General features: G+C 59.6%; 21 protein-coding genes and 1 pseudogene. 12 read left to right on the top strand and 10 right to left on the bottom strand.

Going from position 1 to position 25,906, the window contains the following annotated elements:
* Window positions 1-9 precede the first annotated feature (9 nt).
* Window positions 10-2,922 carry an aminotransferase gene (locus KDX39_RS07965; protein ID WP_231659959.1) on the bottom strand — a complete coding sequence of 971 codons (2,913 nt, stop codon included), beginning with the start codon at window positions 2,920-2,922 and terminating at the stop codon, window positions 10-12.
* 243 nt (window positions 2,923-3,165) lie between these two features.
* Between KDX39_RS07965 and rfbB the strand changes: the two genes are divergently transcribed.
* The 6 genes from rfbB (at window position 3,166) to KDX39_RS07935 (ending at window position 9,549) form a co-directional block, all read left to right on the top strand.
* A complete protein-coding gene (gene rfbB, locus KDX39_RS07960; protein WP_231659958.1) occupies window positions 3,166-4,248 on the top strand; it encodes a dTDP-glucose 4,6-dehydratase in 1,083 nt (360 codons plus the stop codon).
* Window positions 4,245-5,120, top strand: a complete 876-nt coding sequence (rfbA, locus tag KDX39_RS07955) for a glucose-1-phosphate thymidylyltransferase RfbA (protein WP_231659957.1) — start codon at window positions 4,245-4,247, stop codon at window positions 5,118-5,120. Before rfbB ends, rfbA begins: the two co-directional genes overlap by 4 nt.
* On the top strand, window positions 5,117-5,662 hold the full coding sequence (gene rfbC, locus KDX39_RS07950; RefSeq protein WP_025996600.1) for a dTDP-4-dehydrorhamnose 3,5-epimerase: 546 nt from the start codon (window positions 5,117-5,119) through the stop codon (window positions 5,660-5,662). Before rfbA ends, rfbC begins: the two co-directional genes overlap by 4 nt.
* A gap of 224 nt (window positions 5,663-5,886) precedes the next feature.
* A complete protein-coding gene (locus KDX39_RS07945) occupies window positions 5,887-7,695 on the top strand; it encodes a sensor histidine kinase (RefSeq protein WP_231660204.1) in 1,809 nt (602 codons plus the stop codon).
* A complete protein-coding gene (locus tag KDX39_RS07940) occupies window positions 7,692-9,077 on the top strand; it encodes a sigma-54-dependent transcriptional regulator (protein ID WP_099227258.1) in 1,386 nt (461 codons plus the stop codon). Before KDX39_RS07945 ends, KDX39_RS07940 begins: the two co-directional genes overlap by 4 nt.
* A complete protein-coding gene (locus tag KDX39_RS07935; RefSeq protein ID WP_099227257.1) occupies window positions 9,064-9,549 on the top strand; it encodes a thioesterase domain-containing protein in 486 nt (161 codons plus the stop codon). The genes KDX39_RS07940 and KDX39_RS07935 overlap by 14 nt, the downstream gene beginning before the upstream one ends.
* A gap of 101 nt (window positions 9,550-9,650) precedes the next feature.
* On the opposite strand, the gene cysQ is transcribed toward KDX39_RS07935, so the two are convergent.
* Both cysQ and nudE read right to left on the bottom strand, forming a co-directional pair.
* Window positions 9,651-10,493, bottom strand: coding sequence for a 3'(2'),5'-bisphosphate nucleotidase CysQ (gene cysQ / locus KDX39_RS07930; protein WP_231659956.1), 843 nt, complete (start codon window positions 10,491-10,493; stop codon window positions 9,651-9,653).
* Window positions 10,490-11,056, bottom strand: coding sequence for an ADP compounds hydrolase NudE (nudE, locus tag KDX39_RS07925; RefSeq protein WP_099227255.1), 567 nt, complete (start codon window positions 11,054-11,056; stop codon window positions 10,490-10,492). The genes cysQ and nudE overlap by 4 nt, the downstream gene beginning before the upstream one ends.
* A 99-nt stretch (window positions 11,057-11,155) precedes the next feature.
* Between nudE and yrfG the strand changes: the two genes are divergently transcribed.
* The gene (gene yrfG, locus KDX39_RS07920) at window positions 11,156-11,818 is read left to right on the top strand and encodes a GMP/IMP nucleotidase (protein WP_099227254.1); all 663 of its coding nucleotides are present in this window, start codon (window positions 11,156-11,158) and stop codon (window positions 11,816-11,818) included.
* 231 nt (window positions 11,819-12,049) lie between these two features.
* Here the strand turns inward: yrfG and lysM are convergent, their stop codons facing one another.
* Window positions 12,050-12,502: a peptidoglycan-binding protein LysM gene (lysM, locus tag KDX39_RS07915; RefSeq protein WP_099227253.1), complete on the bottom strand. Its 453-nt coding sequence runs from the start codon at window positions 12,500-12,502 to the stop codon at window positions 12,050-12,052.
* 151 nt (window positions 12,503-12,653) lie between these two features.
* Between lysM and KDX39_RS07910 the strand changes: the two genes are divergently transcribed.
* The 4 genes from KDX39_RS07910 (at window position 12,654) to KDX39_RS07895 (ending at window position 17,466) form a co-directional block, all read left to right on the top strand.
* Window positions 12,654-13,535, top strand: a complete 882-nt coding sequence (locus KDX39_RS07910) for a LysR family transcriptional regulator (RefSeq protein ID WP_231659955.1) — start codon at window positions 12,654-12,656, stop codon at window positions 13,533-13,535.
* A 103-nt stretch (window positions 13,536-13,638) separates the two neighbouring features.
* On the top strand, window positions 13,639-14,475 hold the full coding sequence (fdhD, locus tag KDX39_RS07905) for a formate dehydrogenase accessory sulfurtransferase FdhD (RefSeq protein WP_029244058.1): 837 nt from the start codon (window positions 13,639-13,641) through the stop codon (window positions 14,473-14,475).
* Window positions 14,472-16,808: an FdhF/YdeP family oxidoreductase gene (locus tag KDX39_RS07900; RefSeq protein ID WP_231659954.1), complete on the top strand. Its 2,337-nt coding sequence runs from the start codon at window positions 14,472-14,474 to the stop codon at window positions 16,806-16,808. The genes fdhD and KDX39_RS07900 overlap by 4 nt, the downstream gene beginning before the upstream one ends.
* A 196-nt stretch (window positions 16,809-17,004) precedes the next feature.
* Window positions 17,005-17,466 (top strand): glycine zipper domain-containing protein, encoded by a 462-nt coding sequence (locus tag KDX39_RS07895; protein WP_099227251.1) that lies wholly within the window; start codon window positions 17,005-17,007, stop codon window positions 17,464-17,466.
* 107 nt (window positions 17,467-17,573) lie between these two features.
* Here the strand turns inward: KDX39_RS07895 and KDX39_RS07890 are convergent, their stop codons facing one another.
* A complete protein-coding gene (locus KDX39_RS07890; RefSeq protein ID WP_231659953.1) occupies window positions 17,574-19,514 on the bottom strand; it encodes a RecQ family ATP-dependent DNA helicase in 1,941 nt (646 codons plus the stop codon).
* A gap of 174 nt (window positions 19,515-19,688) precedes the next feature.
* On the opposite strand from KDX39_RS07890, the gene KDX39_RS07885 reads away from it, so the two are divergent.
* On the top strand, window positions 19,689-20,519 hold the full coding sequence (locus KDX39_RS07885) for a hypothetical protein (RefSeq protein WP_231659952.1): 831 nt from the start codon (window positions 19,689-19,691) through the stop codon (window positions 20,517-20,519).
* Here the strand turns inward: KDX39_RS07885 and KDX39_RS07880 are convergent.
* From KDX39_RS07880 to KDX39_RS07860, 5 genes and pseudogenes are all read right to left on the bottom strand, one after another.
* A complete protein-coding gene (locus tag KDX39_RS07880) occupies window positions 20,486-22,147 on the bottom strand; it encodes an acyl-CoA synthetase (protein WP_231659951.1) in 1,662 nt (553 codons plus the stop codon). The genes KDX39_RS07885 and KDX39_RS07880 overlap by 34 nt on opposite strands.
* Before the next feature lie 653 nt (window positions 22,148-22,800).
* Window positions 22,801-23,364 carry a type III secretion protein gene (locus tag KDX39_RS07875; RefSeq protein ID WP_231659950.1) on the bottom strand — a complete coding sequence of 188 codons (564 nt, stop codon included), beginning with the start codon at window positions 23,362-23,364 and terminating at the stop codon, window positions 22,801-22,803.
* A gap of 246 nt (window positions 23,365-23,610) precedes the next feature.
* Window positions 23,611-24,279, bottom strand: a pseudogene (locus tag KDX39_RS07870) (RHS domain-containing protein); the annotation flags it as partial.
* A 233-nt stretch (window positions 24,280-24,512) separates the two neighbouring features.
* Complete coding sequence (locus KDX39_RS07865; RefSeq protein WP_231659949.1) at window positions 24,513-24,923, bottom strand: immunity 22 family protein; 411 nt, start codon at window positions 24,921-24,923, stop codon at window positions 24,513-24,515.
* Window positions 24,923-25,906 (bottom strand): RHS repeat domain-containing protein (locus KDX39_RS07860; protein WP_231659948.1); only part of this gene is annotated, 984 nt, incomplete at its 5' end. The genes KDX39_RS07860 and KDX39_RS07865, both read right to left, overlap by 1 nt.

Below are 25,906 nucleotides of genomic sequence, written 5' to 3'. Positions count from 1 at the left end.
GCGCTCGGATCACTCCAGCTCTCGCAGCACCTTTGACACCATGTCCACAAAGAAGTCGGCGCTCTGGCGGGTGGTGCACATCGGCGGTTTGATCTTGAGGATGTTCAGGTAGTCGCCAGTCGGTTGCATGAAGATGCCCAGCTCGCGCAGGCGTTCGCAGAGTTGAGCGGTTTCTTCGGTGGCAGGTTCGAGGGTCTGGCGGTCACGGACGAATTCGACGCCCAGATAAAACCCCATGCCGTGCACTGCGCCCACCAGCGGATGATGATCGGCGAGCGCCTGCAGACGCGCCTTGAAGTGGTCGCCGATGACTCGGGCGTTGTCCCGGAGCTGTTCTTCTTCCATCACATCCAGCACGGCCATACCGATCCGGCAACTGACCGGGCTGCCACCTGACGAGGAAAAGAAGTAACCCTGCGCTTCCAGCGCTTCGGCGATATCGCGGCGGGTGATGACGGCACCCAGCGGATGGCCGTTGCCCATGCCCTTGGCCATGCTGATGATGTCCGGGACCACGCCCTGCTCTTCGAAGCCCCAGAAGTAATGGCCCAGGCGCCCGTAACCCACCTGCACTTCGTCAGCGATGCAGACGCCGCCCGCAGCGCGAATCTTTTGATAGACCTGCTGCAGATAACCCGGCGGCAGGGAAATCCCGCCTGCGTTGCCATACACCGGCTCGCAGATGAAACCCGCCACCTGACGCTGCTGCCCGGCCAGCTTTTCCAGCACCTGGTCGACGCTGCGCACGTACTCCGGCGCGCTATGGGGACCGCGATACGGCCCGCGATAGACGTTGGGTGCAGTCACCGGATGCACCCAGTCCGGTCGGGTGCTGAGCGCCTGCGGATTGTCGGCAATCGAGGTGGAAATCGCATCGGTCGCCACCGACCAGCCGTGATAGGCCTCCAGCACGCTGAGCATGTCGCGTCCGCCGCTGTAGGCCCATGCCAGACGAATCGCCAGGTCATTGGCTTCGGTGCCGCTATTGACCAGAAATACACGGTCCATGCCGTCCGGTGCCAACTTGAGCAGGCGCTCGGAGAATTCGGCGATGGCTGCATAATGAAAGCGCGAATTGGTGTTGAGCAGCGACCACTGGCGGCTCGCCTCGTAAGCCATGCGCGGATGACCATGGCCCAGCACGGCCACGTTGTTGAGCATGTCCAGATAGGAGCGGCCCTGCATGTCGATCAGGTGGTTGCGCCAGCCGCGCTCGATCTGCGGCGGAGCCTGGTAATAGTGCTTTTGCGAGCGGGCGAAACTGGCGTCACGTCGCGCCAGCAAATGCGCAGGATCTTCCAGCGCCGGTGCGTCGCAATCGAAACCCAGCAGCGCAGCGGGCGACGGGCAGAACGTGCGCCAGGCACCGGCCCATGATGGCGTGGTGAACAACGGAGGACTGAGGTCTGACGCGGTACACAATTGCAGCAGCAGCGAGCCTGCGCCGCGGCCAATCAGATCGCCCGCGCCCACCGGACCCTGCGACGGAAGTTCGGGCATCACGCCCCAGAGCCTCAGGCTCACACCCTCGCCTGCAAGCATCACAGCGCCATCGGCCATCAATCGGAGCGCACCGGCGAAAGGTGCATGCAGCGGCGTGTCGGCCGGCACATGAAGCTCGACGTGCAGGGCAAAGGTGTCAGGCTCACGGACGCTGTCGGGCAAGGTGCGCGACAGTCGGTACTCACCAAAACGGCTGGCGGCCAGACCGGTGTGCTCCGCGGCTTCACTGAGCAGGCATTCATCGATACCACTCTGCTCCCAGTTACCCGCAACGAAGTGCTCGCTGAGTACACCCAGATCGACCAGCGCAGGCTGCACGCCCGCCAGGGTTGGCAGCAACGGCGCATACGCGGGTTGTTCGACAGACGCCGAGGCCAGCCCCACCGTCTGCAGAATCGCCGCTTCCATCAGAGCCATTGGCACTGAAGTCGCGACGTCGAAGATGTTCCATTCACCTTCAAGGTTGGCCTGTATATACGCATTGCCCGGCTCGACGCTGGCCTGCTGCTCGCTGCTGAGCACCAGCACCGCGGAGCGGGCGACGATCAAGGGCCACAGCGCCTGTAACTCTTCGGTCTTGAGCGGGTTGATGCCGTGGTAAGCCTGAATGGCCGGCAGGATATACAGCGGATCGCCTTCGGCGTGGTACAGCAACGCTGCGCAGGTGACCGACAGATCCGCCACTCGCCAGGTGGTCAGCAGATCGCCGAAATCGATCAACCCTTGCAACTGCCATTGCCGCTGAGCATCGCGCAGCCAGACCACGTTGTGTTCCGTGATATCCAGATGCACGGCCTGCACCGGCAATGCCGGGATCAGCGGGAGCAGCCGTCGATGCGCCTGCTCGCCTGCTTCTATCAGACAGGCGCGGGCGTCGGCGTTTTCGATCACCGGCAACAGGTGCTTGATCAGCGCATACGCATGGCGCGGGTCCCATTGCAGAATGCGCTCGAGGCCCGGATGCTCGAAGTCGGCCAGTGCCCGGTCGACCTTCGCACACAGCTCGCCGAGCCCGACCACGACGTCACGCCCCAGATGCGCGACATACCCCAGCGACTGCCCGTCGATGAACTCCAGAAGGCGCATATGCACCGGCTGACCATCGATCTCGAGGGATAGCAGTTGTTCGGTGTCATTGGCACGAATCACGCCCGGCACGTTCAGGCCACTGTGCCCCGCCAGGTGCTGAAGCGCACTGTGCTGGGCGTCCAGCTCTTTGACCGAGTAGGCACCGTGGCAGATTTTCAGCACGTAGCGCCGCTTTTCGGTCTCCAGCAGAAAATTGCGGTCCTGCTGGCTGCCCAGCGTTTTCAGCGTGCCACTCAGCCCATAGTGCTGCCGGAGCAGTTGCAGGGCCTGTTCGGCACTCACCTCGGGACAAGGCAGGCTGGAACGACGGATAAGCGTGGCGAGCGGCATGTGGACCTCTGTTTTTATTCGCTGGAACGGCAGAGCGCTTTATTTTCGGTGGGGCAACTATAAGGGCATCGGCTCGAGGCACCCAATCACGTTCAGGCATAAAAACGCGACGTCGGTTTACTGTCGCTCCACGGAACACGAATCAATTTATTTCATGCCCCGCGCGCGATGTCTTGGCTGATGCTGTGGGTCGTTATCAAACGCTATGCTGCATTACGTCAAACACACTTTGAAGGTCAGTTCATGCGAATACTCGTTACCGGAGGCGCAGGCTTTATCGGCTCTGCATTGATTCGACACCTGATACAGAACACCGAAAACGAGGTGCTGAACCTCGACAAGTTGACCTACGCGGGAAACCTTGAGTCGCTGCAATCGATTGCAACCGACACGCGTTATGAGTTCGTGCAGGCCGACATCTGCGATCAGGCCGCCGTCGGCGCCTTGCTGTCACGGTTCGAGCCACAGGCGATCATGCACCTGGCGGCTGAATCCCATGTCGACCGCTCCATCGACGGTCCTGCAGCGTTCATTCAGACCAACATCGTGGGCACCTACAGCCTGCTGGAAGCCACACGCGCCTATTGGCTGAAATTGCCCGAGGCCGAGCGTCAGGCGTTTCGTTTTCACCACATTTCTACCGACGAAGTGTATGGCGACCTGCATGGCGTCGATGACCTGTTCACCGAGACCACACCCTACGCGCCCAGCTCGCCGTATTCAGCCAGCAAGGCGGCGTCCGACCATCTGGTCCGTGCCTGGCATCGCACTTACGGGTTGCCGGTGGTGCTCACCAACTGCTCGAACAATTACGGGCCGTTTCACTTTCCCGAGAAGCTGATCCCGTTGGTGATCCTCAACGCCCTCGCGGGCAAGCCACTGCCGGTCTACGGCAACGGCTTGCAGGTGCGTGACTGGCTCTACGTGGAAGACCACGCTCGTGCGCTGCTCAAGGTGGTCACCGACGGCGTAGTCGCAGAGACCTACAACATCGGCGGGCATAACGAGCAGAAGAACATTGATGTGGTGCGCGGCATCTGCACATTGCTGGATGAGCTGGCCCCGCAGAAACCGGCGGGCGTGCAGCAGTACAGCGAGCTGATCACCTATGTGGCCGATCGTCCGGGTCACGACCTGCGCTATGCGATAGACGCCGGCAAGATCGAACGGGAGCTGGGCTGGACACCCGAAGAGACCTTCGAGTCCGGGCTGCGCAAGACCGTGCAATGGTATCTCGATAACCTGGACTGGTGCCGCAGGGTTCAGGATGGCAGTTATCAAGGAGAACGACTGGGCTTCACTGACCACAAGGACCTGATTGCATGACCAAAGGCATCGTTCTGGCCGGGGGCTCCGGCACCCGCCTGCACCCCATCACGCTTGGCCTGTCCAAGCAGTTGCTGCCGATATACGACAAACCCATGATCTATTACCCGCTGTCGGTGCTGATGCTGGCCGGCATCCGGGAAATTCTGATCATCTCCACGCCGGAGGATTTGCCGCAGTACCGCAAGCTGTTGGGGGATGGCAGCCAGTTCGGTGTGCAATTCAATTACGCCGAGCAGCCGAAACCGGACGGGCTGGCGCAAGCCTTTCTGATTGGCGAGGAGTTCATCGGCGACGATTCAGTGTGCCTGATCCTGGGCGACAACATTTTCCATGGTCAGCATTTCAGCGTGCAGTTGCAGCAGGCGGCGGCCCGCACGAGCGGCGCGACGGTATTCGGTTACTGGGTCAAGGACCCGGAACGCTTCGGCGTGATCGACTTCGACGAGACTGGCCGTGCGCTGTCCATCGAAGAGAAACCCAAGGCGCCCAAATCCAGCTATGCCGTGACCGGGCTGTATTTTTACGACAACGAAGTGATCCGGATCGCCAGAGGCGTCAAGCCGTCACCCCGCGGCGAGCTGGAAATCACCGACGTGAACAACGCCTACCTGCAACGCGGCGACCTGCGTGTAGAGCGCTTCGGCCGCGGCTTCGCGTGGCTCGACACAGGCACTCATGATAGTCTTCTCGACGCCTCGGCCTACGTACAGACCATCGAACACCGACAGGGCCTGAAAGTTGCCTGCCTTGAGGAAATCGCCTATCAGAACGAATGGATCGACCGTGACCATTTGCTCAGGCGTGCCGACTACTTCGGCAAAACCGGTTACGGTCAGTATTTATTCAAGATCGCAGGGGAAACCACGTGAATGTAATTGCAACAAAGCTGCCCGATGTCCTGATTCTGGAACCCAAGGTATTCGGCGACGAGCGCGGCTTTTTCTACGAAAGCTTCAATGCCAAGGCGTTCAGCGAAGCCACCGGTCTGGACAGGCAGTTCGTGCAGGACAATCACTCCCGCTCGCAGAAAGGCGTGCTGCGCGGTCTGCACTACCAGATCGACAATGCACAGGGGAAACTGGTGCGCGTGACGGTGGGCAAGGTTCTCGACGTTGCAGTGGATATCCGTCGCAGCTCGCCGACCTTCGGTCAATGGGTAGCCGTTGAGCTGTCTGCCGAGAACGCACGCCAGCTGTGGGTGCCCGAAGGCTTCGCACACGGCTTCGTGGTACTGAGCGACTACGCAGAGTTTCTGTACAAGACCACCGATTACTACACGCCGTCGGCAGAGCGTTGCATCTCCTGGAACGATCCAGACCTGGCCATCGACTGGCAACTCGACGCAGCACCGCAGTTGTCGGCAAAAGATCAACAGGGCAAAAGCCTCAAAGAAGCCGAACTGTTCGCCTGACCGCTCTGGCAGCGGCGGTTTGTCCGGGTGCCTGACGCGGTTGTGCCGGGCATAATAGGTTTTTGATGCCCACGTCAGGATCGACCGGGTTTTCCATTGCCCGCAGGGACATCATCGCGAGGCGCCGCAGTCGCTGCCAGGGGTTGAACCTCTTTCGACGTCAGCGGCGTCGCTCGCGATAGCCGCTGCAGGCACCGCCAACCACTCGGCGATTGCCAATGACCATGACCTCTGCCCTGCCTCCCCGCCCTCGCTGGCGCAGCCTCGCCCTGCTGGCCCTCTGTCTGGCACCGTTGTTGTGGCCACTGGAGCACCTTGCCGAGCGTTATTACCGCAACGAGCTGGCCAATCAGAACCGTCAGACACTGGACCTGTACGTCGCCAACCTGCTCGGCACGCTGCACCGCTACGAGACTTTGCCGCAGATCCTCGGCGACCTGCCCGCGTTGCGCGCTGTTCTGACAACGCCCGGCGACAGCACTGCGCAGGGCAACGCCAACCGCCTGCTCAGGGACATCTCGCAACAGACCGGTGCGGATGTCATGTACCTGATGGACGCAAAGGGCCTCACGCTGGCGGCATCCAATTCGGATCAGCGCGACAGCTTCGTCGGTCGCAACTTCTCGTTTCGTCCTTACTTCACCGACGCACTGGCCGGCAGAACGGGCCGGTTCTTCGGCCTGGGCACAACGTCGGTCAAGCGCGGTTACTTCTTCGCCGGTCCCGTGCACGATGGCGAACGGGTGATCGGTGTGCTGGTGGTCAAGGTCGATCTGGACCACACCGAAACACTTTGGGGCAAGACGCCCGAGCAACTGTTGCTGACCGACCAGAACGGCGTGGTGATCCTGACTTCCAACCCGGAATGGCGCTTCCGGGCAACACGTGACCTGACCGATGACGAAAAGAAAGCCATCGTTGCAATCCAGCCCTACCCCACTCGCGACCCGCGTCCGCTCAACATCGATGATCACGCATGGCTGACCCAAAGTCAGGCAATCACCGAAACCGGCTGGAACGTGAATATCCTTGCGCCCCGCGCTTTGGTCGACCGCCCTGTACGCACCGTGCAGGCGATTGGCGGGGCGGCGTTGCTGGTCCTGATGCTGTTGCTGGGCCTGATGATGCAGCGCCGCCGCCATTATCTGGACCGCATTGCCTTCGAGGCCAAGGCCCGACGCGAGCTGGAAATGCGCGTGATCGAACGCACCAGCGACCTTGAAGGCCTGAACAGCCGGCTGCGTCAGGAAGTGCTGGAGCGCGAGCAGGCGCAACAGGAGCTGGTACGCGCCCAGGACGAACTGGTGCAGACCGGCAAGCTGTCGGCATTGGGTACCATGTCGGCCAGCATCAGCCATGAACTCAACCAACCGCTGGCCGCCATTCGCAGCTATGCGGAAAACGCTGAAGTGCTGCTCGATCATGAGCGCACTGAAGAGGCACGCGGCAACCTGAAGCTGATCAGCGAGTTGACCGGGCGCATGGCATCGATCATCGCCCACCTGCGGGCCTTTGCCCGACGCGACCGGCACGCACCGGAAAGCGTGGCGCTGCAACCGGCGCTGGACGACGCGCTGGCGTTGCTGACCAAACGTCGGCGCGCCATGGAAGTCGAGTTGATCCGTGACGTGCCCGACGCGACACTGTGGGTACAGGCTGGCGAAACCCGACTGCGCCAAGTGCTCGGCAACCTGCTGGCCAACGCACTGGATGCGCTCACTGAAAAGGGGCCGCCGCGCAAACTGTGGATCAGTGCCGAGCAGACCTGCGAAGGCGTCAATGTGTACATTCGCGACAACGGACCGGGGTTTTCCCAGGAGGCCCTGGCACGAGCGCGCGAGCCATTCTTCACCACCAAGACCCGCACTCAGGGCCTTGGGCTGGGTCTGGCGATCTGTGACACCCTGATGCGTGCGCTGGATGGCGAATTGCTGTTCGCCAATCACTCGAGCGGCGGCGCGCTGTTGACCCTGCGCCTGCGTGCCGGCGCTTCCGGCGCCAACCTTCAACCGCCAGAGGACCTATCTGCATGAGTTCGGACACAGCCATCGACAGCCAGATTCAGGTGGTGCTGATCGACGATGACTCCCACCTGCGTCAGGCGCTGCGCCAGACCCTGGATCTGGCGGGCCTGAACGTTCTGTCACTGTCCGAAGCGGACGGGCTGGCAGAGCGCATCGGTCGCGACTGGCCGGGCGTGGTGGTCAGCGACATCCGTATGCAGGGCATGGACGGGCTGGAACTGCTGGTGCAACTGCATGAACAGGACCCGGACCTGCCGGTGCTGCTGATTACCGGGCACGGCGATGTACCGCTGGCCGTCAAAGCCATGCGCGCCGGGGCGTACGACTTTCTGGAAAAGCCGTTCGCCAGCGATGCCATGCTCGACAGCGTGCGCCGCGCCCTGGCCTTGCGCCGACTGGTGCTGGATAACCGCAGCCTGCGTCTGGCTCTGAGTGATCGCCAACAACTGAGCACGCGTCTGGTGGGGCAGTCGGCACCCATGCTGCGTCTGCGCGAACAGATCGGCGCGCTGGCAGGTACCCGCGCAGACGTGCTGATTCTGGGCGAAACCGGCGCGGGCAAGGAAGTAGTAGCGCGGGCGCTGCACGACCTGTCCAACCGTCGGAACGGTCCGTTCGTGGCGATCAACGCAGGAGCGCTGGCCGAGTCGGTGGTGGAAAGCGAGTTGTTCGGCCACGAGCCGGGGGCTTTTACGGGCGCGCAGAAACGCCGCATCGGCAAGTTCGAATTTGCCAATGGCGGCACGCTGTTTCTCGATGAAATCGAAAGCATGAGCCTGGACGTTCAAGTCAAGCTGCTGCGCCTGCTGCAGGAGCGCGTGGTCGAACGCATGGGCAGCAATCAGCAAATCCCGCTGGATATCCGCATCATCGCCGCCACCAAGGAAGACCTGCGTCAGGCAGCGGATCAGGGGCGTTTTCGGGCCGACCTGTATTACCGTCTGAACGTCGCCTCGCTGCGCATTCCGCCATTGCGCGAGCGGGGCGAAGACGCGCTGATGTTGTTCGAGCACTACGCCGATGCAGCCAGCACGCGTCACGGTATTCCCAAGCAGGAACTCAAGCCGGGCCAACGCGCTCTGCTGCTGCGTCACAGTTGGCCAGGTAATGTTCGGGAACTGCAAAACGCCGCGGAACGCTTCGCACTGGGGCTTGAACTGGAACTGGAAGGCAATGCGATGCCGGATGCACCACCCGTCAGTGGCGGCTTGAGTGAGCAGGTGGAAAGTTTCGAACGTGCGCTGATTGCTGCCGAACTGGCCCGCCCGCACAGCTCGGTGCGCAGCCTGGCCGAAGCGCTCGGTGTGCCGCGCAAGACCCTGCATGACAAGCTGCGCAAGCACGGTCTGAGTTTCGGCGACAGCAGCGGAGCGTCCGATGAAACCGATTGAGCCACAGGCGCCTTTGTCCGGCAACGCAGCAGCGGCGCTGGAACAGGTGTTGCACCACGACATTCCGCTGACTCGCGAGATGGGTATCCGCGTCATCGACTGGCAAAACCATCGGCTGCGCCTGCATCTGCCGCTGGCGCCCAACGTCAACCACAAGAGCACGCTGTTCGGCGGCAGCCTGTATTGCGGCGCGGTCCTGGCCGGATGGGGCTGGCTTCACCTGCGCCTGCGTGAAGCAGGGATTGACGACGGGCACATCGTGATTCAGGACGGACAGATCAGCTATCCGCTGCCGGTTCGCGAAGATGCGATTGCCGTGTGCGATACGCCTGATGTGGCGCAGTGGGACAGGTTCATCACGACCTACCAGCGTCGCGGCCGCGCACGTCTGGAGCTGCCGACCCGCATTCATGCACAGGGCAGCGATGAACCGGCCGTCAGGTTTACCGGGCAGTTTGTGCTGCACCGGTAAGCGAACGCGGAGCGCCCTGAAAGGCATTCCCACGCAGAGCGTGAGGAACGGACATTGACCCTGATCATGCCCATCGCTCCACGTGGCATGCAGCAATCAGCTCAAGACTGCGCCAGCACCAGCAGTTTCTCGCGCCATTCGGCTTTGGCGGGCAGCGCCAGGAAAAACGGGTTCAGCAGCGACTCGCGGGCGGGATAGGTGAAACGCTGGCCGTCGAGCTGAAGAACCTCGCCGCCCGCGCCTTCCAGAACACCCTGCGCCGCAGCCGTGTCCCACTGCGAGGTCGGGGCCAGGCGCGGGTAGCAGTCGGCAGCGCCTTCGGCCAGCAGGCAGAATTTCAACGAGCTGCCGATGTTGGTCAGTTGCAGCGGTCCCAATCCGGCTGCCAGTCCCGCCAGCAAGTGTTCCTGCTCGGGGCTGGAGTGCCTGCGGCTGGCGACCACTGTGAATGCTTGCCCGGCCTGCAATTCGTGACGCACCTGGATCGGCTCGCAATGGCCGGGGGAGTCACTGCGCCACGCGCCCAGTTCTGCGCCACCGAAATAGCAGCGGTCATTGGTCGGCATGGACACCACGCCAAACACCACGCGACCGCGCTCGATCAGGGCAACGTTGACGGTGAACTCCTCGCTGCCGGAAATGAACTCCTTGGTGCCGTCCAGCGGATCGACCAGCCACCAGCGCTCCCAGGTCGCACGCTCGCTGAGCGGGATGTCGGCATCTTCCTCGGACAGCACATGGATCGCCGGATCCAGCGCCAGAAGGCCTTCGACCAGCACCTGATGAGCCGCCAGATCGGCTGCCGTGACGGGCGAATCATCGGCCTTGGAGGTCACGCTGACGTTCGCGCGCCAGAACGGCAGAATGGCCTCGCCCGCCTGGCGCGCAAGGTCGATGACAGGAGCGAGCAGCGGGTGCGGCAGGTTGTCGAGCGAGTCGGTCATGGTTGGAACAGTCCACGTTGGGTCAGCAGGTCACGGGTGAGGTACAACGCAGCCAAGGCACGTCCTTCGCTGAACTGTGCGTTCTGGGCCAGACTCGCCAGCTCCCTGAGATTGATCTTGTCCACACGGATCGGCTCAGGCTCGTCACCTTCCAGCCGCTCTTCGTAAAGATCGGTCGCCAGCACGACCTGGATTTTCTGGTTCATGTAGCCGGGCGAAAGCGACAGCTCGGTCAGGTGCTCCAGTTGGCGCGCGCCGAAACCGGCCTCTTCCTTGAGTTCACGGTTGGCCGCGGCGAGGATATCTTCGCCTGGCTCGACAAGGCCTTTGGGCAACGACAGCTCGTACTCGTCGGTGCCGCCGCAATACTCTTCGATGAGGATAGCGTGGTCGGCATCGAGCATCGCCACGATCATCACTGCGCCATAGCCAGGCCCTCTGCCAACCAGACGCTCATAGGTGCGTTCGACACCGTTGGCAAAGCGCAACTGCAGTTCTTCCACGCGGAACAGACGACTGCTGGCGACAATGGCGCGGGCAAGAACGGTTGGTTTCTGACGCATGACAGGCTCCTTCACATGGACGGGGTACTATAACGCGGCTTTTCCGAATGTTTGTGTCGGATATGATGACTCATCAAAACCCACTCCCAAGAGGCAACCATGCTTTCCATGCCCTGGAGCGAAATTGATACCGTCCTGCTGGATATGGACGGCACCTTGCTCGATCTGCATTACGACGACCATTTCTGGTTGCAACACCTGCCGCAGCGTTATGCCGAACTGCACGGCATCAGTTTCGCCATGGCCTGGCTGGAATTGAAACCGTTGTTCGAGCGCAACGCAGGCACGCTCAACTGGTATTGCCTGGATTTCTGGAGCGCCGAGCTGAAGCTGTCAGTACGCGACCTGAAGCGGGAAATCGCCCACATGATTGCGCTGCGCCCGGATGCAGAGACCTTTCTGGCCGCGATCAAACAGGCAGGCAAGCGGGTGATCATGATCACCAATGCCCATCGCGATTCGCTGTCCTTGAAGATGGAGCGGATTGAACTGGCGCCCTACTTCGAGCGTTTGATCAGTTCACATGACTATGGCTTTCCCAAAGAAAACCAGCAGTTCTGGGATGCGCTGCACGCCGACACCGCCTTTGACCCGGCCCGCAGCCTGTTCATCGACGACACCCTGCCGATTCTGCGTAGCGCCGGTCGCTTCGGTGTCGCACATTTGCTTGCCGTCAGCCAGCCCAACAGCCAGAAAGCCCCGAAGGACACTGAAGAGTTTGCGGCCGTCGAGGATTATCGGGCGTTGATCAAGGGATTGTGAGGGACGGCTGACGTCCGGAAGACGCGCAAAACCAAAACAAACGTTCCTGACTGAATGCATACCCGTGGGTGGCTTGCCGGCGATGGCGTCAGATCAGTCACCGAGACATCGCTTCAAAAAAGCCTCGCCGGCAAGCCGCTTCCCACAGTCCGTTGGTTGCAGCAAGAGGTGTGTATCACGATGAGCGCGGAGCGCAGAGAGCAGAGAGCAGTCATTTGCCCGAGACGCCACTTACTCAGGAATCCGCAACGTCTGCCCCGGGTAAATCTTGTTCACATCCTTGAGCATGGGCTTATTGGCGTCGAAGATTTTCTGATATTTGTTCGGATCGCCATACATCTGCTTTGAAATCGCACTGAGCGTGTCGCCTTTCTTGACCTCATAGAATCTGGACTCGGCACTCGCAGCGGTCGCGCTGCCCGCTGCAACGGTCATCTGGTCATCCACTTTTTCAACGCCGCTGATATTGCCCAGTGTCACCAGGATTTTTTCCTTCTCTTCCTGACTGGCCACTTCGCCCTTCACGACCACTGTTGTGCCATCAACTTCTGTCTGAATATTGGGGTTGCCCAATCCGACTCTGGAAATATGATCCTTCAGGACCTCATCTGCGTTGGCATTGCCGGGCGTGATCGCATCAAGGATCTTCTCGCCCGCCTCTTTCACAAAACTCCAAATGCTCATAATCCGGTTCTCCTCAGTTGAGTTGTCAGATATGCACCATCAACCATAGCCCTTATAAACCGTGGCCTGCAGAGTTCCGACCAACGTTGGCTGACCATCGTTCAGCCTGAGCGCGTAGAATCGACCACCTGGATTGCCCACCGGAGTGAATATGGACATCAAGCAACTCAAATTCCTGATCGCCCTCGACGAAACCCGCCATTTCGGGCAAGCGGCTGCGCGCTGCAATATCACTCAGCCCACGCTGTCGATGCGTCTGCGCAATCTGGAAGAGGAGCTTGGCTTGCCGCTGGTCAATCGCGGTCAGCGTTTTGAAGGTTTTACCGCGCCGGGCGAGCGTGTGCTGGCATGGGCACGCACGGTCCTCGCGGCGTATGACGGTCTGCAGGCCGAAGCGGCTGCCTGTCGGGGTCATCTGGTCGGTACGTTGCGCCTGGGCGTGGTGCCGTTGTCGAGCTTCGACCCCCTGCCGCTGCTGCAGCGGCTGCATCAGATGCACCCGAACCTGCGTTTCGAACTGTCTTCGCTCAGCTCCGAGCAGGTGCTGGAACAACTGGCGAGCAATCGTATCGACCTGGGCGTTTCGTACCTGGAGCGGCTGGACAACGACCGTTTTGACTCGCTGGCGCTGGACGACACCAAAATGGGCCTGCTCTACGACCGACGCCACTTCACCTTTGGCGATGAGCCATTGAGCTGGGCGGATCTGGTCGAGCTGCCGTTGGGCACGCTCACCAGCGGCATGCACTTTCGCCAATCCATCGATCACAACTTCCACAGCCGGGGTCTTCAGCCTCAACCCCTGTTGCAGACCGATGCCGTTCATCAGTTATTACAGGCCGTACATGGCGGTTTCTGCTGCGCCATCATGCCGCTGGACGGCGGTCTGGAAACGCTGACCGAGCATCTGGCCATGCATCCGATTGCCGATGCCCGCACCTTGGCCCAGCTGGGGCTGATCATGCGCCGCAGTGCACCTCGTTCGGCGCTGGCCGAAGCGTGCTTTGCGCTGGTGGCAGAAATCCCTCGATAAGACATTGATCGACGTCATCTATCAGCGCATTGGAACTAGCGATTAGACGATACCGGACAACACGCCTAGTCTTACAGGTGTCAATCTGCCGGTATCTCTGCCCATGCAAGCCAAGCGCACGGTCGGCACCGCGTCTGCTTTCGCGCCCGCCCCCGAAGCCAGCCAGTCCTACAGTTACGCGACCCTCGAAGGTCAGGACGGCGCACGCACCGAGCTTGCTGAAGAAGTAGCGCTGGCCATCGCTTACAACGGCATCAGCCAGGCCGTCATGCTGGTCAGCCCGACCGACCTTGAAGATTTCATCGTCGGTTTCAGTCTGGGCAGCGGAATCATTGCCTCTCGCGATGAAATCTACGACTTCAAACTCAGCGGTTGCGGTTCTGCGATGCAGGCCGAAGTTGAAATCGCCAGCCGTGCCTTCTGGGAAATGAAACAACAACGCCGCCAACTGGCCGGCACCAGTGGCTGCGGCTTGTGTGGTGTCGAGGCGGTCGAACAGGCGCTGCCTGAGCTGAACGTACTTCCCGGTGCGCCGCTGCCACCAATCCAATGGCTGGAAGGCCTGCGTCAGCGCATCGGCGAATTTCAACCGCTGGGACGGCACTGCGGTGCGGTGCATGCCGCCATTTACATGGATGGCAACGGCCAATTGCTGCTGGGCCGTGAAGACATCGGTCGTCATAACGCGCTGGACAAGCTGATCGGCGCGCTGGTCCGCCAGGACATCCCGCTGGCGGGTGGCGTTGCCATCGTGACCAGCCGATGCAGCCTGGAGTTGATCCAGAAAGTACTGCGCGCAGGCATCCAGACACTGGTCAGCCTGTCGTCGCCCACCGGTCTGGCCCTGCAATGGGCGCGCCGGCACAACCTCAATTTAATCCACCTGCCGCAGCACAGTGCGCCGCGGGTCTATAGCCCTGCGATGGAGATTCAAGCGTGAGCACTCATCACCAAGCCGACAAGACACCTACCCCCCGTTATAAGCCATACAAAGGTGCGGCAGGCGGCTGGGGCGCACTGATCAGCGTGACGCAGGCCTGGCTGGGCAGCGACAACGCGCTGAAAAACCTGCGCATGATGCTCAAGACCAACCAGAACGGCGGCTTTGACTGCCCGGGCTGCGCGTGGGGCGATTCGCCGGAAAGCGGCATGGTCAAGTTTTGCGAGAACGGTGCCAAGGCGGTCAACTGGGAGGCCACCAAGCGTCGTGTGGACCCGGCCTTCTTTGCCCGCCACAGCGTCACGGCGCTGCTGGAGCAGAGTGATTACTGGCTTGAGTATCAGGGTCGCCTGACCGACCCAATGGTCTACGACGCCGAAACCGACCGTTACAAGCCGATCGCCTGGGACGCGGCCTTCGCGCTGATCGCCAAGCACCTGAACAACCTGCCCAGCCCGAACATGGCCGAGTTCTATACCTCGGGCCGCGCCAGCAACGAGGCGGCGTACCTGTATCAGCTGTTCGTGCGCGCCTACGGCACCAACAACTTCCCCGATTGCTCGAACATGTGCCACGAAGCCAGCGGCGTTGCGTTGTCGCAGAGCGTGGGCGTCGGTAAAGGCACCGTCACTTTCGATGACTTCGAACACGCGGACGCCATTTTCGTACTCGGCCAGAACCCCGGCACCAACCACCCGCGCATGCTGGAACCGCTGCGTGAAGCGGTGAAGCGTGGTGCGCAAGTGGTTTGCGTGAACCCGCTCAAGGAGCGCGGTCTGGAGCGCTTCCAGCATCCGCAGCATCCGGTGGAAATGCTTACCAACGGCGACCGCCCGACCAACACCGCCTACTTCCGCCCGGCCCTGGGTGGCGACATGGCGTTGCTGCGCGGCATGGCCAAGTTTCTGCTGCAATGGGAGCGTGAGGCGCAGGCTGCCGACGCGCCATCGGTGTTCGACCACGCATTCCTCAACGAACACACTGAAGGCGTACTGGATTACCTGGCCGCTATCGATGACACCTCGTGGGACGAACTGGTCGAGCAGTCGGGTCTGACGCTTGCCGACATCGAACAGTCGGCCCGTATGTATGCCCTGGGCAAGAACGTCATCATGTGCTGGGCGATGGGGATCACTCAGCATCGTCACTCGGTGGCGACCATTCAGGAAATCGCCAACCTGATGATGCTGCGCGGCAACATCGGCAAGCCGGGCGCTGGCCTGTGTCCGGTTCGCGGCCACAGCAACGTGCAGGGCGACCGCACCATGGGTATCAACGAGCGCCCACCGGTGTTCCTGCTCGATGCGCTGGAAAAACGCTTCCAGTTCAAGGTGCCCCGCGAGAACGGCCACAACGTGGTCGAAGCCATTCATGCCATGGCCGAAGGCCGTTCCAAGGTGTTCATCGCACTGGGCGGCAACTTTGCCCAGGCCACACCTGACAGCCATCGCACCGCAGAAGCACTCAGCAACTGCGACCTGACGGTTCAGATCAGCACCAAGCTCAACCGCAGCCACCTGTTCCACGGTAAGGACGCGCTGATCCTGCCGTGCTTCGGCCGCACCGACATCGACATTCAGGCCAACGGTCCGCAAGCGGTCACGGTGGAAGACTCGTTCAGCATGGTTCACGCCTCGAACGGTCAATTGCAGCCATCGTCGTCGCAGATGCGCTCCGAGCCTGCGATTCTGGCCGGTATCGCCAATGCCACGCTGGGCAAGAAGCCTGTCGACTGGCTGTGGCTGGTCGAAGACTACAGCCGCATTCGCGACCTGATTGCCGACACCATTCCGGGCTTCAAGGATTTCAACGAGCGCATCAAGAACCCGGGCGGCTTCTATCTGGGCAACGCGGCGGGTGCACGTCGCTGGAACACCCCATCGACCCGCGCCAACTTCAAACCCAACAAGTTGCCGGGCACCCTGTTGCATGAAGGCATCAGTTCGACTGGAGAGGTGCCGGACCTGATCATGCAGTCCATGCGCTCGCACGATCAGTACAACACCACGATCTATGGCCTGGACGACCGCTATCGCGGCGTTAAAGGCCAGCGTGACGTGCTGTTCGTCAATGAGGCCGACATCATTCGTCTGGGCTTCCAGCCGGGCCAGAAAGCCGACCTGATCTCCATCTGGGGCGACAACCGTGAACGCCGCGTCAAGGGCTTCACTCTGCTGCCGTTCGACATCCCGGCCGGCCAGGCTGCGGCCTACTATCCAGAGGTCAACCCACTGGTGCCACTGGAAAGCGTCGGCGAAGGCAGCAGCACGCCGACGTCGAAGTTCGTGGCGATCCGTCTCGAGCGCTCGGCGGAGTCGGCGCGGATTATCTGACGCCCACAAAAAAGGCCCGCTCCACTGGAAACGGGCCTGTCACAAGTAGCCTAAGACTGCATTTTCAGGTTTAAGTTCCTAAGTCAAAACAATAACTTAGCTGTTTGTGTTGCATTCGTGTTACTCGTCGGATTTGCATTGCTACATTCTTCACTTGACACGAATATCGCGCCGTCATCCCTATGAGATTCCCTACATGAAGTATTCCTCGATACTGTTGTTGTCTCTTACCCTGAGCACCGGTTTCGCCTCTGCAGGCGATAACGTGACAGCAGGCGTAGGCGGAGCATTGGGTGGGGTACTCGGTTCAGTCGTCGGTCAGCAACTCGGCGGTAGCACCGGTTCAGCGATTGGCGCAGGCGTCGGCGGCGCAGCGGGCGGTGCAGTGGGTGCAAATCGCCATAACCGTACAGAAGCCGCCATTGGCGGCGGTCTGGGTGCGGCAGGCGGTAACGTGATCGGCCGCAGCGTGGGCGGCAACACAGGCAGTCTGGTTGGCTCGGCTGCCGGCGGCGGTGCAGGCGCGGCGCTGGGTAACTACATGGGCAACGAAAGCCTTAAAGATGAACGTGGTTATCGTGGTGATCGTCGTGGCCACGGCAAGAAATATCGCGGTCATCGCAAGAATAATCATGGTCACTACTACCGTGATCGTTGATCTTCAAAACGCATGAATGACCGGCCGCTCTCGAGCGGCCGGTTTGCGTTTGGGCTGGCAGACCGCGCCAGACTCCATCACAGGCAAGCAGCTTCTCGTCAGGCATATCAGTTTGATGAATCCAGCCGGCCCTGCACCCACGCCCTGACCTGCGCATAGGGATAATCCTCAAGCTCAGCAAATCCTGCGGTCGCCCGCGCCTTGAGTCTGGTGAACAGCGGCACGCTGATACCGCACAGGAAACGCGTCAGGCACTCGGTGCTGGGTAGCTGGCCGCTGTAGTCATGGTGTTTGCGGATGAAGTCGCCGCACAACGGTTGAAAATCCTTTGACTCAAGCGGCGGCAGCGCAGGCGGCTCTGGCAGGTGGGCGACCTGGCCGTGACATACCGAACAATGTCCGCAGCGCTCAGGCGCATTGTGATCGCCAAAGTACCGGGCCAGGCGGTGGGTCAGGCACTGATCACTGGCAAATACCTCCAGCATGGTATGAATCCGGGCGACCTCGGTCGCCTCATGCTCGCTGAAGTACGTGTGCAACTCGTCACTCAGCGCTTCGGGATCAAAATCGCTGCGCAGCAGGCTGTAGACCTCGGTCATCTGCTTGCTTTCCAGTTCGATCCAGCCCTTCTCCTGAAAATAATCCAGCGCCGTGACCACTCGCCCACGCTCGGCACCGTATCGTTGATACAGCGCATCGAAGTCCACCGTCGCCCAGGTTCGCGCCCGGCTTGAGGTCTCGATCACGGCTTCGACGAACTGACGTCGCTCGCCCTCGAAACGCGCCATCAACTCAACCGGCTCGATCAGAAATTTGAAACGGTACTCGGCAAAGTATGCGTAACGCGGCGCGATGATCCCACGCAGTTCCAGCTGCACCAGCAGGGTCTTGAGCGGGAGTTGGCGGATGTTGCTGAGATCGGCCAGCGGATTCAGCAGAAACTCCCACTGTCCGTCACCACGCGCGGCGAGCAGGTCGTTCAGCACGCACGCAATCCCCTCGCGCTCCGGCGTATCGCCATAGACAAAGTTTTCCAGCACGTTGAGGCTGTCGCGGTTGGCCAGCACCAGACAGACGGACGCAGCACCGTCACGCCCTGCCCGGCCGATTTCCTGGCTGTAGTTCTCGATGGACTTGGGCAGATCGAAATGCACCACGTTGCGGATGTCACTCTTGTCGATGCCCATACCGAAGGCGATGGTGGCCACGATGCAGTTCAGGTGACCATTCATGAACTGTTTCTGGATCGACTCACGTTTATCGTTCGGCAGACCGGCGTGATAGGCACTGGCGGGAAGTCCGTTCTGCTGCAGATGCGCGGCGATGAACTCAGCGGTCTTCTGCAAGGTGACATAGACAATGGTCGGCTGCCCGCCTCGCTCGCTCAGCCACTCGACCAGCCGCCGACGCTTGTCGCGCCCGGCAACCGGCTCGACCCACAGGTGCAGATTGGGACGATAGAAGCCGGTGGTCACCACGTCCTGGGGGGCGATGGCGAACTTGTCCTGCATGTCGGTGATCACCTGCGGCGTGGCCGTGGCGGTCAGCAGCAAGGCTTGCGGGATGTTGAATTCACGCTGGTAGTCGGGCAGTTTCAGGTAGTCGGGCCGGAAGTTGTGACCCCATTCGGAAATGCAGTGCGCCTCGTCCACCACCAGCAGCGAAATCGGCACTTGAGCAATGAACTGCCGGAAACGCTCGTTTTTCAGGCGTTCCACGGAGATCATCAAAATCTTCAGCTCGCCGGACCGCGCCCGCGCCATGACCTGTGCGACATCTTCCCGGCTCTGCGCCGAATCGATACTTGCCGCCGAAGTACCATGACGCTGCAGGAACGCCAGCTGGTCCTGAATCAACGCCAGCAACGGCGAAACCACCAGTGTGAGGTGCGGCAACATCAAAGCGGGCAACTGGTAACATAGCGACTTGCCTGAGCCGGTCGGAAAAATCGCGGCGGCAGAGCGCCCGGCGAGCACGGCGCTGATCGCAGCCTCCTGCCCCGGACGAAACTGCGAATAACCGAAAACCTGCTCAAGACGCTCGTGCATTGGCAATACTTTCCTAGTGAATCAAATCGGACTCGACCTTAGCCTGTCGGGCATCGTGAATACACCCCTAAACCATTTCAGAAATGCCGTAGTACGCCGATACACTTGAAGTTTCGCGCCCACTGCATGGCGACAAGACCTGGCAGCGCACCATGGATGACTCAAGGAGCAGGGATGAATTCCAAACAGCAGCAGCCTGACGATGACGGCATTATCCGCATCCAGCGTCTGGTGCCCGGCCAGGTCGATGTGGTGTTGGGTTCGCATCCGGCCCGACGATCAACGCCGCGTTCCCGCAAGCCACGCCCTTACGGTCTGTGGCTGGCAGGTCTGATCGTGGCGGGCTGCCTCGGCGGCATGATTGTTTCGCAACTGCGCAAGCCCAAAATCATTGCGCCTGTCATCGTGCAGCCTGCCGTTGAGACGCAAACCCCTGAGCCTGTCCCCGAGCCCGCACTGCCTGCGAGCACGCCTTCTGCTTCCCTGCGCCAGGAAACTTACGTGGTGCCGACACCGGCTCCTGCAAACACGGCTGCACAAAACGCCCCGGTGCAACCGCTGGACAACTGCCTGAAGAACGGCAATGTCATCGACGAAAGCGTGTTGAACTGTCGCTTTGGCCAGGTACCACGCCCCGTTCACACCGAGCCCGCCAAAGGCATGGTGTCCGCAACGTACATGGCTGATTTCAAGGCCGATGCCGCTCGCCCCGCCGCCCGTCAGTCACGTCCTTACAAGGTGGCGACGGTGTCCATACGCGAATGGGACGGCCGTGACCGCTATCGCGCGCAATGGCGTGTCTACGACAACACCATCGACGGCGACAGCGTGTGCGAGAACTTCCTCGCCCGCTCGGTGGAACGGCGCGAGTGCCGCAGATCCGCTCAGGTCAATTTCCGCGAAGAATGCCGGGACTGGACCAAGCGCGCCAGCCGGGACCGCGATCAGGAAAGCAGAAACGCCGAGCAGCGTTATTGCGAAGCAGCGGCGACCTTTACGCCCTGATCGGTCTGGCCGGTTTTTGCCCAGTCCCGCAGCAGAAATTTCTGGATCTTGCCGGTCGAGGTTTTCGGCAGCGGCGTGAACACCACGGTTTTCGGCACCTTGAAACCTGCCAGGTGCTCGCGGCAAAAACGCATGATCTGTTCCCCCGTCACCTCGTCACAGCCAGTCTTGAGGGTGACGAAGGCACAGGGTGTCTCGCCCCACTTCTCGTCGGGCCTGGCCACCACAGCGGCCTCGAGCACGGCAGGATGGCGATACAGCACGCCCTCGACTTCAATGGTCGAAATATTCTCGCCGCCGGAAATGATGATGTCCTTGCTGCGGTCACGGATCTCCAGATAGCCGTCGGCATGCCAGACGGCCAGGTCGCCGGAATGAAACCAGCCGCCCTCGAAGACCTTGTCTGTCGCCGCCGGGTTGCCCAGATAGCCTTTCATGACCGTGTTGCCACGCATGTAGATCTCGCCGAGGGTCTGGCCGTCCTTCGGCACCGGCTGATGGGTGTGCGGGTCGGCAACCATGACGCCCTCGAGCGTCGGATAACGCACGCCCTGACGTGCCTTCAACGACGCACGCTCGTCAGGCGGCAACTCGTCCCACTCCGCTTTCCAGGCGCAGACGGTGACCGGACCGTAGGTCTCTGTCAGACCGTAGGCATGGGTAATACAGATGCCCATCGCCTCGACCGACGCAATGACCCGGGCAGGCGGCGCAGCACCGGCGGTCATCGCATTGACCGCGTGCCCGAACGAGACGTCTGCAGCATTGGGCAGATTGGCCAGCGCATTGAGCACAATGGGTGCGCCGCACAGATGGCTGACCTTGTGCTCGCTGATCAGCGTGATGATTTTCTGCGGATCGACCCGCCTCAGGAACACGTGCGTACCGGCCTGCGCAGTGATCGTCCACGGATAACACCAGCCATTGCAGTGAAACATCGGCAGCGTCCATAGGTAGACCGGGTGCAGTCCCATGCCCCACGCCATCTGATTGCCGATGGCATTCAGAAACGCGCCGCGGTGGTGATAGACCACACCCTTGGGGTCGCCGGTCGTACCGGAAGTGTAATTCAAGGAAATCGGCGCCCATTCGTCCTCGGGCCATTGCCACTCAAACTCAGGATCGCCCGCAGCGAGCAATGCGTCATAGTCCAGCTCGCTGAGCGCCCGCCCTTCCCCGTATTCAGGGTCGTCCACATCAATCAACAGCGGCGGATGCTCCAGCATGGCCAGTGCCGCATGCACCACAACATGAAACTCCCGGTCGGCAATCAACACCTTGGCTTCGCCATGCCCGAGCATGAAAGCAATGGCCGATGCATCCAGGCGCACGTTCAGCGTATTGAGCACCGCACCCAGCATCGGCACACCAAAATGCACCTCAAGCATTGCCGGAATATTGGGCAGCATCACCGCAACCGTATCGCCGCTTTGCACACCCAACTGGCTCAATCCTGAAGCGAGCTGGCGACAGCGGCGATACGTCTGCGCCCAGTCACGCCGAATCGCGCCATGAATGACTGCCGGATAATCCGGGTAAGTCGCGGCAGTACGCTCAAGAAAACTCAGCGGCGTAAGCGCCATGTGGTTGGCCGGGCCTTTGGACAGCCCCTGATGGAAGATCGACATAGACACACCCTGGCGAATTATTAGCTCTGGACCCAAGCGGGCCGGTGATTTCGTGATGCTGCTGTGCTCAGTTATAGCTCGCGCAGGCAGGACTGCATCACCCGACCTTCGACTAAATCCCACGCAGGTATAGCGAAAGGCTTACACGCAATTGAGTCATTTGGCTCTTTTTGACCTGACGGGACAGTCGTAAGATTGGATCCAACAACTGGTGAACAAGGAGTTCGCCAGGATCAGGGACGATCGACCATCGCCGGGAAGGCAGCCGACAGGGAGTTGGAATGGTCTTGGTACAAACCCGCTTCGGCGGGTTTTTTATTGCCTGCGATTTGTGCCGCGTCATGGACGACTGATCGAAATATGTACGCCCTGCTGCTCCTACGCATCACTTGTCACATTCCCACGGCATGTTGATGCAGGAACAGGGCTGCAACGGCCTCGTATAGCCAAAGGCTTACACGCCCTAGGGGTAGTTGGCTATTTTTGTCCAACAACAAGAGCCGTAATATTGGATCCAACAAGTGGTGAGCAGGGAGCTCACCAGGATCAAGGATGATCGGCCATCGCCTCGGAGGCGTCCGACAGGAAGTCGGGATGGTCTTGGGAAAACCCGCTTCGGCGGGTTTTTTGTTGCCTGTCGAAAACGCATCCGGCTATCGACGGCTCTCCTTCCTTTTGCGCAGCATGGCCCTTCGACTCTCGATGTGACGCTTGCGCGCATCCCTGAGTTTGTACTCCTCACGTAGCACCTTGCGCTGCGCACGATTGAACAGAAACTGCTCACGCATCTCCCGGTGACGCCTGCTGTTCAGTGATAAAAAGCCAAGCAACGGAAAAAGCATACCCAGCATCGAGCTGATCACATCGACACGCCGATCAGGCATAGCCCAAGTCACCAGCGCCGTAGCCATACAAATCGCCAGCAAGGTCACCAACACCCACATCCCCCACAGCCGCCCTCTTGCCAGCAAAATGCCCCCGGCTGACATGATCACACTGGTGCCCATCATGAGCTTGAAGGTATCCATGGACGCATCGCGGTCATGAGCAAACCAGGCCTGCGTGACAATGCTTGTCGTGATGGCGAGCGAAAAAATGCACATGAACATGGAAAACATGAACACCGGAAAATAGCGCGCGCGGAAGGTGTACGGGGTGTAGAAATACATCAGCTTTGGGTCGAGGGGACCTGGTTTGTTGCGGGATTGTTTGCCCAATTTTGGTCTTCCTTGATGGGGAGGAACGAGCTCGCGAAGAACTTGAAGTTTATCCAGCGACTTGCGGGGCGTGTGGCAATAAATTCATGAAGGTAGGTGATGGTCCGACATAGCGGGTCGGTTTCCTGGAGCAGCCAGGCACATCCATCGTACCCAAGCGAAAGCTGGCTGCCATGAAGCAGCGTAAAGCCGGTTATGTGGTCGGTGTCATGCAGTTCGATGGTGAAGGGCTAGCGTCTGGTGGCGCTAATGTCGGCCAGCGTGTCTTGCTCGATGCGAAGGAAATGCAGGAAGTGGCCCATCGCGTCTTCGATGATTTGCAGCGGCTTTCGGCGGTAACGCCCAGTTGTTCTGCTCGACCTCGTTCACGGTCAGCGCTTCGATGCTTCCCCACGCCTTGTACGTCGCCTGCCAGACGATCTGGCCGTCGGTGTCGGTCATCTCCAGTGACGTGCCGATCTGGTCGGTGTGGAAGTAGTAAAGCGTGTTTTCGGCTTCACCTTCACGCTGATCGACACGCGCCAGCGGCGCATAGCTGCCGGGCTCGTAGATGTACAGGCTGCTCTGTCCCAGCCGTTCTTCGCGCAGCATCCGCAGGCCTTGCCAGAGGATGCGTTTGTGTTCGGTTTTGCCGTCCGTTATTGAGGTCTTGCTAACCCTTCGCCCCAGGCTGTCTTACTGGTACGTGCCGGTACTTTCGAGCTTGCTGTTTACCAGCGTTTCGGCTTTGACGAGACGGTTTTCACAGTCGTAGGTAAACGTCTGCCATTTCGCTAGACCATTGCTTTTCTCGGTCAGGTTGCCCCAGGCGTCGTAGCTGTATACCTGATCGCGCCATTGCTTGAGGCGGTTGTCCGTCACGTGGTCGAAACGGCTGGTGTTAAAGTTCAAGCGGTTGGCTGCGGAGTCGTAGCGAGAACAGAAAAATTTTACTCGAAACAGACCTGAAAAATACATTCTAAAAATTGAGATCTGACAAATCAAAACCCAACCTGACAGAAATTATTTAATACGAAATTTTAAAAATGCAAAAGCCACTCAATAGCTAGCAAATAGAAGCAATATATAAGTACCTCAAAGAAACAATTGAAAATCAATCACTATTTCGAGGCACTTATAGTCTCCACATTAAAAAAGCATACAGAAAGTCAATTCCCTTCAAACAGACCCACATATTTTAAGCCATTATAGCTAGCCTTATATGGCCGAGAAACAGCAATACCGCCGTCAGAGTACCAAAATATTGCATTTGCTTTGGAAATACCTAAATTAGCACATTCCGCCTTTACATTTTCTAAACTATTAGAATCAATAGGAGCCTCTTTAAGAAGCTCATTTAAGCTTATTTCCTTTTCAGCTCTGGGGATGATTCCAATGAAATCCTCATCATACCACCTTATCCCTATATCCTTACAAAACCCACACACTTTATAGCTTGGCTCATCTAATTCAGCATCATAATCTAGCTCAAAATATTTCTGATAATCCGGTTCTGGCTCAAAGTTTGTACCGATCCAAATATGAACTTTTTCATACCTTTCAATATCGTAAGTATCCATTAGCAACTCCCTAATTTCATATGAGCACGATGATGGGCATCAATTACACTCAACGCCTGAGCCTTTGTCTGAGTCTTAGCCAAATCTCTTATTAGCTTATTGTGAAAGTTTCTACCTGCGCTGCTATTATGGTGTGATCCGTCAGGTACGGGATTGCCGAGCGCATCAGTAACGCCGACAAAAGTAACATCTTTGGTTGGCACAGTCAGTTCTCTAAGTTCTTGAGCCGAAAAACCTAGCTCTTTTGCCTTCGCAGCTATTGAAACTGGAAACATTTCATGCTTACCTCCTGGCCTTCTTAGCGCGTCTCCCACTGCAGTCTTATTTTTGAGAACGTCAGCAACAGAAGCATTATTGAACCAACTATCAAAACCTCCTTTCTCCCAAGGAAGCCATCCAAGAGGATCAATCCATAATGTGGGAGCAGGAACGTATGAGTAAAGATTAAGCCCTCCGAGAAACCCAATCGGATCCTGCGTAACAAACCGCCCCACCTCCGGATCGTAATACCGGAACGTGTTGTAGTGAAGCCCCGTCTCCTCATCAAAGTACTGCCCCTGAAAACGCAGGTTCTGCTCGACCTCGTTCACGGTCAGCGCTTCGATCGAACCCCACGCCTTGTACGTCGCCTGCCAGACGATCTGGCCGTCGGTGTCGGTCATCTCCAGTGGCGTGCCGATCTGGTCGGTGTGGAAGTAGTAAAGCGTGTTTTCGGGTTCACCTTCACGCTGATCGACACGGGCCAGCGGCGCATAGCTGCCGGGCTCGTAGATGTACAGGCTGCTCTGTCCCGGCTGTTCTTCACGCAGCATCCGCAGGCCTTGCCAGAGGAAGCGTTTGTGCTGGGTCTGGCCGTTTACTTCGGACTGTTTGGCAACCCGTCGCCCCAGGCTGTCGTACTGGTACGTGCCGGTGCTATGAAGCTGGCTGTTCACCAGCGTTTCGGCTTTGACGAGACGGTTTTCGCAGTCGTAGGTAAACGT

It is taken from the genome of Pseudomonas sp. CDFA 610, from assembly GCF_021147865.1.
Lineage (GTDB): Bacteria > Pseudomonadota > Gammaproteobacteria > Pseudomonadales > Pseudomonadaceae > Aquipseudomonas > Aquipseudomonas alliivorans.
Note: the sequence above shows the minus strand (reverse complement) of the source record. Positions and strands in the feature narration are given on the sequence as shown.

What these genes read in the sequence shown, in the direction of transcription:
- fdhD (WP_029244058.1), top strand. Translation starts at nt 13,639, where the DNA reads ATGCAAGCCAAGCGCACGGTCGGCACCGCGTCTGCTTTCGCGCCCGCC.
- KDX39_RS07910 (WP_231659955.1), top strand. Translation starts at nt 12,654, where the DNA reads ATGGACATCAAGCAACTCAAATTCCTGATCGCCCTCGACGAAACCCGC.
- KDX39_RS07945 (WP_231660204.1), top strand. Translation starts at nt 5,887, where the DNA reads ATGACCTCTGCCCTGCCTCCCCGCCCTCGCTGGCGCAGCCTCGCCCTG.
- KDX39_RS07935 (WP_099227257.1), top strand. Translation starts at nt 9,064, where the DNA reads ATGAAACCGATTGAGCCACAGGCGCCTTTGTCCGGCAACGCAGCAGCG.
- yrfG (WP_099227254.1), top strand. Translation starts at nt 11,156, where the DNA reads ATGCTTTCCATGCCCTGGAGCGAAATTGATACCGTCCTGCTGGATATG.
- KDX39_RS07880 (WP_231659951.1), bottom strand. Translation starts at nt 22,147, where the DNA reads ATGTCGATCTTCCATCAGGGGCTGTCCAAAGGCCCGGCCAACCACATG.
- KDX39_RS07890 (WP_231659953.1), bottom strand. Translation starts at nt 19,514, where the DNA reads ATGCACGAGCGTCTTGAGCAGGTTTTCGGTTATTCGCAGTTTCGTCCG.
- cysQ (WP_231659956.1), bottom strand. Translation starts at nt 10,493, where the DNA reads ATGACCGACTCGCTCGACAACCTGCCGCACCCGCTGCTCGCTCCTGTC.
- KDX39_RS07895 (WP_099227251.1), top strand. Translation starts at nt 17,005, where the DNA reads ATGAAGTATTCCTCGATACTGTTGTTGTCTCTTACCCTGAGCACCGGT.
- KDX39_RS07965 (WP_231659959.1), bottom strand. Translation starts at nt 2,922, where the DNA reads ATGCCGCTCGCCACGCTTATCCGTCGTTCCAGCCTGCCTTGTCCCGAG.
- lysM (WP_099227253.1), bottom strand. Translation starts at nt 12,502, where the DNA reads ATGAGCATTTGGAGTTTTGTGAAAGAGGCGGGCGAGAAGATCCTTGAT.
- KDX39_RS07940 (WP_099227258.1), top strand. Translation starts at nt 7,692, where the DNA reads ATGAGTTCGGACACAGCCATCGACAGCCAGATTCAGGTGGTGCTGATC.
- KDX39_RS07865 (WP_231659949.1), bottom strand. Translation starts at nt 24,923, where the DNA reads ATGGATACTTACGATATTGAAAGGTATGAAAAAGTTCATATTTGGATC.
- rfbB (WP_231659958.1), top strand. Translation starts at nt 3,166, where the DNA reads ATGCGAATACTCGTTACCGGAGGCGCAGGCTTTATCGGCTCTGCATTG.
- nudE (WP_099227255.1), bottom strand. Translation starts at nt 11,056, where the DNA reads ATGCGTCAGAAACCAACCGTTCTTGCCCGCGCCATTGTCGCCAGCAGT.
- KDX39_RS07885 (WP_231659952.1), top strand. Translation starts at nt 19,689, where the DNA reads ATGAATTCCAAACAGCAGCAGCCTGACGATGACGGCATTATCCGCATC.
- rfbA (WP_231659957.1), top strand. Translation starts at nt 4,245, where the DNA reads ATGACCAAAGGCATCGTTCTGGCCGGGGGCTCCGGCACCCGCCTGCAC.